Genomic DNA, 14162 nt, shown 5'->3' with positions numbered 1-14162 from the left:
ATTTATTATTAAATAATTTTTATTGTTTAAATTTTAACAATACATCTTAATATTTAATTTTAATAAAAAATTATTAAATTTAAACTTTAATATTATACTGATTTTATAATAAGAAATTATACAATAAATTGTTTATAATATTTTTTGTAATTTTAAAAGAGAAAACATGTTATGTTAAATCCATATTTATTAAGACATGAATTACATTTAGTTGCTCAAAAATTATTAAAAAAAGGTTATATATTAGATATTAAAAAAATATCTTCTTTAGAAGATTGTCGAAAAAAATTACAAATTGAAACTGAAAATTTACAATTTAAACACAATTCATTATCAAATTTGCTTAAAAAATCTAAAGAAAATACAAATGAACAGTCAAATTTAAAAAATATTCTTATAGAATCATCAAAAAATGTACAGCTTTTACAAACTCGACTTAAAAATTTAAAAGACGAAATTTATAATTTTTCTATGTGTATACCGAATATTCCTTCAGATGATGTACCAGAAGGTAATTCTCCAATTTATAATAAAGAAATTAAATATTGGGGAAAAAAAAGAAAATATAATTTTCCTGTTCAAGATCATGTAGCAATTGGTCAAAAATTTAATCAATTAGATTTAGAATCTGCATCTAAAATGTCAGGTTCACGATTTGTTACAATGACAGGGGAAATAGCTCTTTTACATAGAGCATTAAGTCAATTTATGTTAGATTTACATACTTTAAATCATGGTTATACAGAGACATATGTTCCTTATTTAGTGCATCCTCAAGCATTATATGGAACTGGACAACTGCCTAAATTTACTAATGATTTATTTCATATAACGGATTTAGATAAAAAAAAATATATATTAATTCCTACTGGAGAAGTGCCACTAACTAATTTAGTCTATAATAAAATAATAAATGAACATGATTTGCCTATTATGTTGACAGCACATACTCCTTGTTTTCGTTCAGAAGCGTCTTCGTATGGACGTGATACCAAAGGATTAATTCGATTACATCAATTCGATAAAGTAGAGTTAGTTCAAATTGTAGAACCAACTAAATCTATGAGCGCATTAGAAACTTTAACTCATCATGCTGAAAAAGTATTACAACTATTAAATTTACCGTATAGAAAAATATTATTATGTACAGGAGAAATGGGTTTTGCGTCTATCAAAACGTATGATTTAGAAGTTTGGTTTCCTGCAGAAGAAAGATATCGAGAAATTTCCTCTTGTTCTAATATGCATGATTTTCAAGCACGTCGTATGAAAGCTCGTTATAAAAAAAAATCTGAAAAAAAAAATATTTTTGTGCATACATTAAATGGTTCTGGTTTAGCAATTGGAAGAACATTAGCGGCTATTTTAGAAAATTATCAAGATTCTGATGGTCGTGTAGAAATTCCTAAAATTCTACAAAAAAAATATATGCAAGGATTAAAATTTATAAATTAATTACAAATATAATTCTTATAATATAATTGGTGTAAACATGAATATCGTTTATAATTTTAGTGCTGGTCCAGCTATGATGCCACAAGATGTAATGTTAAAAGCAAGAGAAGAATTTCAAAATTGGAATCAGTCAGGCTCTTCTATTATGGAGATTAGTCATCGTAGTGAAGAATTTATTCAAGTTGCTGCAGAAGCAGAGCAAGATTTAAGAGATTTATTAAATATACCTGATGATTTTAAAGTATTATTTTGTCAAGGTGGTGCTAGAGGTCAGTTTTCTGCTATTCCTATGAATTTATTAAATGGTGCAAGAAAAACAGATTATATTAATAGTGGTTATTGGTCTTATTGTGCTTATATAGAAGCTAAAAAATATTGCACTCCTAGTGAAATCTGTATTAAAAAACAATGCGATGAAAAAATATTTCTCTTACCTATGAGTCAATGGAACATTAATCAAAATTCAGCATATATTCATTATTGTCCTAATGAAACTATAGATGGATTATCTATTTATGAAGAACCTGTATTTGAAAAAAAAGTGATTATCGCAGATTTTTCATCTTGTATTTTATCTCGTGTAATTAATGTTAATAATTATGATCTTATTTACGCAGGTGCGCAAAAAAATATTGGTCCTGCAGGCATTACTATAATTATTATTAAAGAAAAAATGATTAGATGTTTTTCAAAAATATCACCTTCTATTTTAGATTATAAAACAATATTAATACATCAATCTATGTTTAATACACCTCCTACATTTTCTTGGTATTTATCAGGATTAGTGTTTAAATGGCTTAAAAAACAAGGAGGCTTAAAAAATATTGAAAAACTTAATAAAAAAAAATCAGATTTATTATATAAAAAAATAGATGAAAGTGACTTTTATATTAATAATATTAATGATATAAACAGATCTATGATGAATGTAGTATTTTATTTAAAATATCCACAATTAAATCATATTTTTTTAGAAGAAGCCGATAAATTAGGTTTAAAGTATTTAAAAGGACATCGTATAGTTGGAGGTATGAGAGCATCAATTTATAATGCCATGCCATTAACAGGAATTAAAACTTTAATAAAATTTATGTCTTATTTTGAAAATCGATATGGATAAAACTATATATTTAATTTTTAATATATTATCTTCATGTTTATTTAATCGAGTATATATTTATTATGCAAAATTTTTTTGATTTAAAACCAATTTCTTATGTAAATGGAACTATTGATTTACCAGGTTCTAAAAGTATTACAAATAGAGTTTTATTAATCGCTTCTATGTCTGTAGGCACTACTTATTTAACTAACTTATTATATAGCCATGATACTGAGTGTATGTTAAATGCTTTAAAAAAGTTAGGTATAAATTATAATCTATCTAATGATAAGAAACGATGTTCTGTTTTAGGTATAGGCCAATCATTTAATATATCTAAATCATTATATCTAAATTTAGGTAATGCAGGTACAGCTATTCGACCGCTTCTTGCTGCTTTATCTCTAAATAATAATAATATATATCTCAGTGGTGATGATAGAATGCATGAAAGACCTATTAAAGATCTTGTAGATGCATTGAAACAAGGAGGCGCTGTTATTGAATATGAAAAAAATATTGGATATCCTCCAATACGTACAAAAGGAGGTTTTATTGGAGGAGATGTTATTTTAAATAGCAATATTTCTAGTCAATTTTTAACTTCATTATTAATTAGTTCTCCACTAGCTTTAAAAGATACAACAATTTATATTAAAAAAGGTTTAATTTCAAAACCGTATATTGATATTACATTAAGTTTAATAAAATCTTTTGGAGTAAATATTACACATAATTCTTATAATATTTTTTATATAAAAGGTAATCAAAAGTATATTACACCAGGTCAATATAACATTGAAGGAGATGCATCTTCAGCATCTTATTTTTTAGCTGCAGCTGCAATTAAAGGAGGTAAAGTTAAAGTTGTTGGTGTTGGCAAAAAAAGTATTCAAGGTGATATTAACTTTGCTCATGTATTAGAAAAAATGGGAGCAAAAATTTTTTGGGAAGATTATTCTATTACTTGTGTTCGTAATACATTACAATCGGTAGATTTAGATATGAATCATATACCTGATAGTGCTATGACTATTGCTATGGTTGCTCTATTTGCTCAGGGCACAACTATTATTCGAAATATATATAATTGGAGAGTTAAAGAAACTGATCGTTTATCTGCTATGACTCAAGAATTAAGAAAAATTGGAGCTATAGTTGAGGAAGGAAAAAATTTTTTATCTATCTCTCCACCAAAACATTTTAAATATTCTAATATCGAGACTTATAACGATCATCGTATTGCTATGTGTTTTTCACTTATATGTTTATCTGGTATTGGTGTAAATATACTTAATCCTAATTGTGTTTCAAAAACGTTTCCAAATTATTTTAAATATTTTTTATCTATTTGTCATAATTAAATAATTTTATATATTAAAAATATTATTAATAATTTCGCTAATATTCTTTAATTTTATTCTTTATATAAGCAATATATTATTTTTAATATTATTAGTATAACAATAATCTTGCAATAATCATCAATATATTTTTTCTAACTGGATTTAAAAAACTAAAATAACAATATTATAGTACAAGTTATTACGTTAAATATCATCATTTTACATTCAAATCGAAACTCTTAATAAACATAATTAAATCGATTATTTTCTTTTTGACACATATCAAAAATGTTATAATATTAAATTCTATCTATATAATTTCTCAAAATTTGTTACATTTCAATAGTAATAGTACTTTATTAAAATAGAAATAATTATTACTAAATATATATAATATTTGTAAGAAACATACTCTTGAATATGGATTATTGTAAGATAATATAAATAAGGTTATTTTGACATGAAGTTAAAATAAACAAATAATAAAAAATTTGTAATATTATTAATATGAATGAATCTTTTGCTCAATTATTTGAAGAATCGCTAAAAAAGATTAAGACTAGACCGGGTTCAATTATTCGAGGTATTATTGTTGCAATAGAAAAAGATATAGTGTTAGTAGATGCAGGTCTTAAATCTGAATCCGCAATTCCTACTGAACAATTTAAAAATGCTCAAGGCATTTTAGATATTCATGTAGGAGATCAAGTCGATGTAACTTTAGACGCAATAGAAGATGGATTCGGTGAAACATTATTATCTCGTGAAAAAGCAAAAAGACATGAAGCATGGTTAATATTAGAAAAAGCTCATGATAATTTAGAAACAATTACTGGAATCATTAATGGTAAAGTAAAAGGAGGATTTACTGTTGAATTAAATGATATACGTGCATTTTTGCCTGGTTCTTTAGTAGATGTACGTCCAGTGAGAGAAACAACACATCTTGAAGGTAAAGAATTAGAATTCAAAGTAATTAAATTAGATCAAAAACGTAATAATGTTGTTGTCTCACGCCGAGCTGTTATTGAATCAGCAAATAGTGCAGAAAGAGAGCAATTGTTAGAAAATTTACAAGAAGGCATGCATGTTAAAGGTATTGTGAAAAATTTAACAGATTATGGAGCTTTTGTTGATTTAGGGGGAGTTGATGGTCTTTTACATATTACTGATATGGCTTGGAAACGAGTAAAGCATCCTAATGAAATTGTTAATGTAGGTGATGAAATTCAAGTAAAAATTTTAAAATTTGATCGCGATAGAACACGTGTATCATTAGGTTTAAAACAGTTAAGTGAAGATCCATGGATTGCTATTTCTAAACGTTATCCAGAAGCTACTAAACTAAATGGACGAGTAACAAATTTAACAGATTATGGTTGTTTTGTTGAAATTGAAGAAGGAGTAGAAGGTTTAGTGCATGTATCCGAAATGGATTGGACCAATAAAAACATTCATCCATCTAAAGTAGTTTCTGTTAATGATAAAGTAGAAGTTATTGTTTTAGACATTGACGAAGAACGTCGTAGAATTTCTTTAGGATTAAAACAATGTAAAATTAATCCATGGAAAGAATTTTCAGAAACGCATGCTAAAGGTGTTCGCGTTGTAGGTAAAATTAAATCTATTACAGATTTTGGTATTTTTATTGGGTTAAATGGAGGTATTGATGGATTAGTGCATTTATCTGATATTTCTTGGACTATATCTGGAGAAGAAGCAGTTAAAAAATATAAAAAACACGATGAAATTTCTGCTGTTGTTTTACAAGTAGATGCTGAAAGAGAACGTATATCTTTAGGAATTAAACAATTAGAAGAAGATCCTTTTAATATTTATATGACAAATTGTAATAAAAATGAAATTATTACAGGTGAAATAAAATCTATTGATAATAAAAACATTATTGTTCAATTATCTGAATCGTATATAGAAGGAATAATAAAATTATCTGATATACCTCGTATCTATTTTGAAAAAGTAATAAATCAATTAAAAGTAAAAGATAAAGTATCTGCTAAATTATCTAGTTTTGATCGTAAAAATAGAATAGTGTATTTAACTATTTGTATCCCTGATCCTAATGAGCAAAAAAATATTACACCAATCTCTAAGAATCAAAAAAATGATGATGATTTTTCTAATGTTATGACTGCAGCTTTTAAAGCGGCTAAAAATACTGAATAGAGCTATTTAATAAAAAGTAAAAAATTATTTTTTAATATAAGGAAAATAATTTATTTTTCAGAGTATAGAAATTGTAGAGGTAATATGACGAAATCAGAATTATTTGTAAAAATCTCTCAAAATAATATTAATATTTCTAATAAAATAATAAGATATGCTATCAAAGAAATGTTAGAACATATGATAACGTCATTAGCAAAAGGAAAAAGAATTGAAATTCGAGGGTTTGGTAGTTTTTCTTTACATTACCGTGAATCTCGTACTGGTCGAAATCCTAAAACTGGGAAAATAGTGCAATTAAATGCAAGATATGTGACACATTTTAAACCAGGAAAACAATTGCGTGATAGAGCTAATAATATAAGTAATATATTTTAGAATATTTATAGTAGAAACTAAGTTCATATATTTCTTATAAAAAACTTAGTTTCTATCATACTGATCAATTAACAAAGGCAAAAATGAAAAAATTTTTAATTGTAGCTAACTGGAAATTACATGGTAGTATAAATATGATTTCTAATTTTTTTGAATATATGAAATTGTATACATCAATGGATTTAGAACAAAATATTGTTATCGCACCTCCTACGGTATATTTAGAGCGGATATATAAAAAAATAGAAAAAACAAATATTGTTCTTGGTGCTCAAAATGTAGATATTAATATAGAAGGTTCATTTACTGGTGAAACTTCTATTTCTATGCTTAAAGAAATAGGTGTTAGGTATGTTATTGTAGGTCATTCTGAAAGACGTTTATGGCATCATGAGAATAGCGAGTTAATTGCAAAAAAAATATATTTAATTAAAAAATTTAATTTAATACCTATTTTATGTATAGGTGAAACAAAAGAAGATAAAAAGAATAATGCTACCAAAAAAACTATAATAAAACAATTGAATGATATAATCGCAGTATTAGGTTCATCGGTCTTTCAAAATATAGTGATTGCATATGAACCCATTTGGGCTATTGGAACAGGACTAGCATCTGATCCCAAAACGACACAATTAATACATGAATTTATTAAAAATTATATTAGAACATATGATTCTTCGATCTCTAATGTATTAGTTCAATATGGAGGTTCAGTTAATCCAAAAAACGCAAAATTATTTATTAGTCAGCCGGACATAGATGGTTTATTGGTTGGTAGTGCGTCTTTAAATCCTAAAGAATTTTTAAAAATTATACAAATTGCGTATAATATTTATAAAAGCAAAAATATTTAGTGATTATTAATATTCTTATGTATCCAACCACCTAAGTTTGATCCTATTATTGGTCCAATAATAGGTATAAAACAATATAAAATATTATTATTACCTCCAGTAAATGATAAAGCACCCCATCCCATTAAACTTAAAAATATTTTAGGACCAAGATCTCTTGCTGGATTTAAACTTATATTACTTAATGGATTCATAACTAAATTGATTATGCATATTGCACAACCGATTAAAATAGGTGTAATGAATTTATCTTTTAAAAAAAAATTATTTTTATTTTTATTTAACTCTAATAAAATTATAATAAATAAAGTATTAGAAAATATTTCTATGATAGAATCATATATAACGCTTTTATGATAATTCGGATAAACACAGAAAATATAAGCTAAATCAATACTTTCGATTGTACCTATAATAATATTATTTTTTTTAATAAATATATTTAATAAATGACTATAAAAATAATATACTATAATAGTAAAAAAAAAAGAACCTAATATTTGAGAAAAAACATAGGGCAAAACTTTTTTTTTATTAAACTTAGAAAATAACCAAAAAAAAATAGTAATAGCAGGATTTAGATGAGCTCCAGATATTGTAGAAGTTAAATATATTGATAGTGCAACACTTAACCCCCAAATACAACTAATTTCAAATTGATTAAATTTTATGTGTGTTAATTTTGAAGTAGCTAAACAGCTAATACCAAAAAATATTATTAAACCTGTACCTAAAAATTCAAAAATACATTTTTTGATGATGTTTTTTTTTTGATAAATATTCATTCTATATAACCTGTATTATCTTTTAAAAAAATTATATTAAAATTAGAGCGCCGGAAACACCGGCACTAATTATATATTAGTAAAGTTTTTTAGCGGTCATTAATAATTCTTTGTTAAAAATACATTTCATATGCTTTAATGCATTTTCGATGTCGTTAAAAACCATTTTATCATTTTTTATTCCTACACATTTACCTTTATAACCTTGTAATAATAATTCTACTGAATACGCCCCCATTCTTGACGCTAATATACGATCATAAGCTCCTGGTGCTCCGCCTCGTTGAATATGACCAAGAATTGTGGCTCTAGTTTCACGATGTGTTTGATTTTCAATATATTCTGCTAATTCTTTTACATTACAAATATATTCTGTAATTGCTACGATAGCATGTTTTTTACCTTTAGTGATTCCTGCTTGTATTTCAAATACTAATTCTTCTTTTGTGAAATTCATTTCTGGCAAAACAATAAACTCACATCCACCAGCAATTGCTGCAGATAAAGTTAAATCACCACAATATCTACCCATTACTTCTACTATAGAAATTCTTTGATGAGATGAAGACGTATCTCTTAATCTATCAATAGCTTCAACAACAGTTTGCAAAGCAGTAAAATAACCTATGGTATAATCAGTTCCTGCAACATCATTATCAATAGTACCTGGTAAGCTAATACATGAAACACCCATATCTGTTAATTTTTTAGCGCCCATATAAGATCCATCTCCTCCAATTACAACAAGCGCATCTATTTTTCTTTTTTTAATATTTTGAACTGCAACAGATCTTATGTGTTCTTGACAAAAATCAGAAAATCTAGCAGAACCTAAAAATGTTCCGCCTCGATTAATCATATCTGATACACTATATCTATCAAGCATCACCATTCTATTTTCATATAAACCTAAATATCCATCATAAATTCCAATAACTTCTAATTTTTCACTAAGCGCTGTTCTAACAACTCCTCTAATTGCAGCATTCATACCTGGAGCATCACCGCCACTAGTTAAGACTCCAATTTTTTTAATCATTAGAACCTCTGGTTTTTTGAACTGCTATAAAAATTTTATTTTTTATTTTATAAATAATTTTTATTGTTTTTAAAACAATGCATATTGTTCTTTTAAGTGCATTAATTAAATTAATTTAAATTTTTAGACATTAAGATGATTAGAAATATTTTATATAAATTCAACATTAATTTGTAAAAATAATAAAATATAACAAATATGACATCTTATTTTAAGTAATACCATTGAATGAAGGAATTTTTTTGATCAAATTCTAAAATAATAGGAGCAGCAGTTGGAATATTTAATTTTATAATGTCTTGATTGTCAATTTGATTTAAGTGTTGCATTAAAGCCCGTAGAGAGTTTCCATGAGCAACAATAAGTATTTTTTTATTATTTTTTAATTGTGGATAGATAACTTTATTCCAATAAGGAATAACTCTTTTTGAAGTCATTTCCAAACTTTCTCCTAGAGGAATATCAGAAATATTCAAATGAGAATAACGTAAATCATGTCCCGGAAAACGTTCATCTTGCATGTTAATCTGAGGAGGAATAACATTAAAACTTCTTCTCCATAACATAACTTGTTTTTCTCCATATTTTTGAATTATTTCATCTTTATTTAATCCTTCTAATGCTCCATAATGTCTTTCATTTAAATGCCAAGATTTTTTGACTATAATCCAATGTTCATTCAATATATCTAAAATATATCTTAAAGTATAAATTGCTCTTTTTAGTACAGACGTATACGCATAATCAAAAGAAAATTTATTTTGTTTTAATAACATAGCTGCATTTTTTGCTTCATTTTTTCCTTTTTCTGATAATTCTATATCATGCCATCCAGTAAATTTATTTAATTCATTCCATATACTTTGACCGTGTCTAATTAAGACTATTTTATTTTTTTGCATATTTTCTCTTATTATTTAATGATGATTTGATTGTTATATTAATTAATAATTACATTATTGAATAATTTAATAAATATTAAATCATATAATAAAGTTATATATTTATTAAAAGTCGAACAAAATCTTCTAGTATATTTTTTATTGTAATTAAAAAACCAATAGATTCTTTTCCATCTATTAAACGATGATCATATGATAATGCTAAATACATCATAGGAAGAATTTCAATTTTTTCATTTACAACGACGGGACGTTTTTGAATAACATGCATACCTAATATAGCTGATTGTGGAGGATTAATAATAGGAGTAGACATTAAAGATCCAAAAATTCCACCATTAGTAATGGTAAAATTACCACCTGTTAGGTCTGTAATATTTAATTTATTTTCATGTCCTTTAATAGATAATTCTTTTATTTTTTTTTCTATATCCGACATAGACATATTATCAACATTTTTTAATACTGGTGTGATTAATCCTTTCGGAGTTGAAATAGCAATATTTATATTAAAATTTTTATATAAAACTATATCTGTTTTGTCTATATAAGCATTAATATGTGGGAATTTTTTTAGTGCTTCGACTGTTGCTTTAATAAAAAAAGACATAAATCCCATACGAATTCCATGTTTTTTTTTAAAATCTTCACCATACTTGTTTCTTAAAGTAATTATAGGTTGCATATTCACTTCGTTAAAAGTAGTCAACATAGCTGTGTTATTTTTACTATCTAATAATCTTTTTGCAATTGTTTGTCGCAATTGAGTCATTTTTACTCTTTTTGAAAAATTATTATTTAACGTAATAGTATTTAATTGATTTTCTAGATTTTCTGAAAGATGATTAGAAATGATTTTATCATTTCTAGTGACTTGATTTTTTTTAATTGAACGTCGCATCGACGGAGTGAAATATTTTTTATGATTTACATATATGCTATTAGTATTGTTTGAATGAATCAAACTTTTTTGTGAATCTAATAAGTATTTTTTTTTTTCTATAATATTTTGATGACTGATATCATCTTGCGTAATATCTTGTTGATGTATTTCTCCTAATATTTGATTAGATTTGACTGTGCAGCCTTCTTTTTCTAAAATTATTTTTAATATGCCATTGCATGGAGAAGACACTTCTAATGTCACTTTATCTGTTTCAATATCTACTAAATTATCATTACAACAAATAATTTCTCCAACTTGTTTATGCCATTTAATAATCGTCGCATTACTAATAGATTCTGGTAATTCTGGAACAAGAATATTAATTGTTTTCATCCTTTATCCTATCAATTTAATCAATGTTTAATGCATTTTTAATGATGTGTTCTTGCTGTATTTTATGTTTAGACATAAAGCCAACTGCAGGTGAAGACGAAGCTAGACGTCCAATATATTTTATCGATAAAGATGATGATAATATTTGATTTAAATTACTTTGTATATACAACCATGCACCTTGATTATAAGGCTCTTCTTGACACCATATCAAATCTTTTATATGACAATAATTCGTTAAAATCTTTAATATTTCTTTTTTAGGAAATGGATATAATTGTTCAAATCGAATTAAAATAACATGTTTTATGTTATGTTTTCTTTTTTTATTTAATAAATCATAATATATCTTTCCAGCACAAAAAATTATACGTGTTGTTTGATAATAAAAATCTTTTTCTTGATAAAGTATTTTATAAAATTCATTTTCTGCTAAATTTTTTAAAGAAGAACTTGCCATAGGATGTCTTAAGAGAGATTTAGGTGTAAAAATAATCAATGGTTTATAAAGATTATTAAATATTTGTTCACGTAAAAGATGAAATATTTGAGATGATGTAGTAGGTATACAGATTTTCATATTATTATCAGCGCATAGTTGAAGGCATCGTTCTATTCTAGCAGATGAATGTTCAGGCCCTTGTCCTTCATAACCATGAGGTAAAAAAATTACTAAATTAGACTTTTTATTCCATTTTTGTTCACCAGAACTAATAAATTGATCAATAACTATTTGAGCACCGTTAACAAAATCGCCAAATTGAGCCTCCCATACAGTTAATGTATGAAATGGAAATAAAGAATAACCGTATTCAAAAGCTAATACAGCTTCTTCTGATAATGCAGAGTCCCAAATTTGGAATTTTCCTTGTTTTTTTTTGATATGATTTAAAGGAATATAAATAGATCCATCTATTTGATTATGAATATGCGCATGACGATGAAAAAATGTACCTCGACTGACATCTTCTCCAGAAATACGACAAGAAATTCCTTCATTAAGAATTGATGCATAAGCTAATGTTTCAGCTGCACCCCAATCAAATAATCTTAATTCCTGAGCCATTTCTAATCTTTCTTCATATAATTTTTTTACTCTATGATGCATTGAAATTGATGCAGGAATTTGGTTAATTAATAAAGCTAATTTTTTTAAATTAACAAAATCTATATTTTTGACATAATTATTTTTTAAGAAAGTGTTATATATTTCGTTTTGAAAAAAAATTTTTTTAGATTTTGAAAAAATATTTTCACCATTATGTAATTTTAAATAATATTTCTTCATCATATCTTCATTTATTTGCAGTGTGATAATTTTTTGAGATATTAGTAAATCAGAATATATTTTTCTAACAGTAGGATGATTTTTAATGATTTGATACATTATTGGCTGTGTAACTGAAGGATCATCTACTTCATTATGCCCATGACGTCGATAACATACCAAATCTATAAAAATATCTTTTTTAAATTTCATTCTAAAATTTAAAGCTAATTGAATAGCAAAAACAGATGCTTCTACATCATCTGCATTAACATGTAATATAGGAGCATCAATTATTTTAGCAATATCAGTACAATATTTGCTAGAACGAAGATTCTTAGAGTTAGAGGTGGTAAATCCAATTTGATTATTAATAACAATATGAATTGTTCCTCCAATTGTATAGCCCTTTGTTTGAGATATATTTAATGTTTCTTGAACTACTCCTTGTCCAATAATAGATGCATCTCCATGTATACTGATAGGTATAATGTTAATATCTGCATTATCTGTTTGATCAATAAATGCTCGTGACATTCCAGAAATAACAGGGTTAATTATTTCTAAATGTGATGGATTATATGCCATTTCAAAAATAATATTTTTTATATTATTTTTTATTTCAGCTATTCCACCTATATGATATTTTACATCTCCACTAATGGTTTCAATATTTTGTTTATCTAAAAATTCATTAAATAATAATTGTGGATTTTTATTTAGCACATTAACTAGTACATTTAATCTTCCTCTATGCGCCATACCTAATATTATTTTAGATATTTCATTTGTTTTTGAAAATCTAATAACTTCATGTAACATTGGAATTAAACTTTCTGCTCCTTCTAAAGAAAAACGCTTAGTTCCTGGAAATTGTTTGCCAAGATATCTTTCAAAACTTTCAGCATATGTTATTTCTTGTAAAAAATTTATTTTTTCTTTAGCATTAAATGAATTATTATTAAAATAAGATTCTATATAATTTGTAATCCATTGTTTTTCAAGTAAATTATCTATATACATATATTCAAAACCAATGGAATGACAATATTTTTTCAATAAAATTTTATGTAACTGAATAATATTTGTTTCAAAATTATTACAATTTTGAAAGTTTATTTTCATAGTGGCGTATAAAGCTTCTTTGTTAAAATTATAAGATTTCAGTGACAAATCCGCTATGTTTTTTTGTTTTATTAATTTTAACGGATCAATTAAAGAGTTCTGAAAACCTATTGTACGAAATATATTAATAATATAATTTATTTTATATATCATTAAATCTTGATTATTCTGTGTTATTATTTTTTTATTAATATTATCTTGATTATTGGATAATTCTAAAAATATTTTATGCCATGTAATATCTATAGATTGAGGATTTTGTAAAAATTCTTGATACATTTGTTCTAAAAAATCTTGATTATCTCTAAACAACCAAGATGTTTTCAATAAATTTTTTATTTTATTTATTTTCATAATATTTTATTAAAAAGTTTATAGATTCAATGTTATGGGTATTTTGAATACAAAAATATTTATTAAAATTGTCAAATATTTTA

At 25.3% G+C, this 14162-nt stretch carries 11 protein-coding genes; 6 read left to right on the top strand and 5 right to left on the bottom strand.

Features of this window, described 5'->3' with window-relative positions; translation table 11 throughout:
- Positions 1 to 171 precede the first annotated feature (171 nt).
- The 6 genes from serS (at position 172) to tpiA (ending at position 7328) form a co-directional block, all read left to right on the top strand.
- On the top strand, positions 172 to 1455 hold the full coding sequence (gene serS / locus GUU85_RS01460; RefSeq protein WP_163119286.1) for a serine--tRNA ligase: 1284 nt from the start codon (positions 172 to 174) through the stop codon (positions 1453 to 1455).
- Between the two features lie 37 nt (positions 1456 to 1492).
- Positions 1493 to 2578, top strand: coding sequence for a 3-phosphoserine/phosphohydroxythreonine transaminase (serC, locus tag GUU85_RS01455; protein ID WP_163119284.1), 1086 nt, complete (start codon positions 1493 to 1495; stop codon positions 2576 to 2578).
- Positions 2579 to 2640: 62 nt separating this feature from the next.
- Positions 2641 to 3924, top strand: a complete 1284-nt coding sequence (gene aroA / locus GUU85_RS01450) for a 3-phosphoshikimate 1-carboxyvinyltransferase (RefSeq protein ID WP_163119282.1) — start codon at positions 2641 to 2643, stop codon at positions 3922 to 3924.
- A 489-nt stretch (positions 3925 to 4413) separates the two neighbouring features.
- Positions 4414 to 6093, top strand: coding sequence for a 30S ribosomal protein S1 (rpsA, locus tag GUU85_RS01445; RefSeq protein ID WP_163119280.1), 1680 nt, complete (start codon positions 4414 to 4416; stop codon positions 6091 to 6093).
- Positions 6094 to 6177: 84 nt separating this feature from the next.
- Positions 6178 to 6471: an integration host factor subunit beta gene (gene ihfB, locus GUU85_RS01440; protein ID WP_163119278.1), complete on the top strand. Its 294-nt coding sequence runs from the start codon at positions 6178 to 6180 to the stop codon at positions 6469 to 6471.
- Positions 6472 to 6554: 83 nt separating this feature from the next.
- Complete coding sequence (gene tpiA, locus GUU85_RS01435) at positions 6555 to 7328, top strand: triose-phosphate isomerase (RefSeq protein ID WP_163119276.1); 774 nt, start codon at positions 6555 to 6557, stop codon at positions 7326 to 7328.
- On the opposite strand, the gene GUU85_RS01430 is transcribed toward tpiA, so the two are convergent.
- From GUU85_RS01430 to GUU85_RS01410, 5 genes are all read right to left on the bottom strand, one after another.
- Entirely contained in the window at positions 7325 to 8113 is a 789-nt protein-coding gene (locus GUU85_RS01430) for an MIP/aquaporin family protein (protein WP_163119274.1), read from the bottom strand. The genes tpiA and GUU85_RS01430 overlap by 4 nt on opposite strands.
- Positions 8114 to 8189: 76 nt before the next feature.
- On the bottom strand, positions 8190 to 9152 hold the full coding sequence (gene pfkA, locus GUU85_RS01425; protein ID WP_163119272.1) for a 6-phosphofructokinase: 963 nt from the start codon (positions 9150 to 9152) through the stop codon (positions 8190 to 8192).
- Between the two features lie 206 nt (positions 9153 to 9358).
- Positions 9359 to 10054: a 2,3-diphosphoglycerate-dependent phosphoglycerate mutase gene (gpmA, locus tag GUU85_RS01420; RefSeq protein WP_163119271.1), complete on the bottom strand. Its 696-nt coding sequence runs from the start codon at positions 10052 to 10054 to the stop codon at positions 9359 to 9361.
- A gap of 94 nt (positions 10055 to 10148) precedes the next feature.
- Positions 10149 to 11333 (bottom strand): dihydrolipoyllysine-residue succinyltransferase, encoded by a 1185-nt coding sequence (sucB, locus tag GUU85_RS01415; protein WP_163119270.1) that lies wholly within the window; start codon positions 11331 to 11333, stop codon positions 10149 to 10151.
- Between the two features lie 16 nt (positions 11334 to 11349).
- Positions 11350 to 14079 carry a 2-oxoglutarate dehydrogenase E1 component gene (locus GUU85_RS01410; RefSeq protein ID WP_163119269.1) on the bottom strand — a complete coding sequence of 910 codons (2730 nt, stop codon included), beginning with the start codon at positions 14077 to 14079 and terminating at the stop codon, positions 11350 to 11352.
- Positions 14080 to 14162: the final 83 nt, after the last annotated feature.

It is taken from the genome of Buchnera aphidicola (Uroleucon sonchi) (genome assembly GCF_011035165.1).
Lineage (GTDB): Bacteria > Pseudomonadota > Gammaproteobacteria > Enterobacterales > Enterobacteriaceae > Buchnera > Buchnera aphidicola_BE.
The sequence above is the reverse complement of the archived record's forward strand: the minus strand, read 5'-3'. Positions and strand labels throughout refer to the sequence as shown.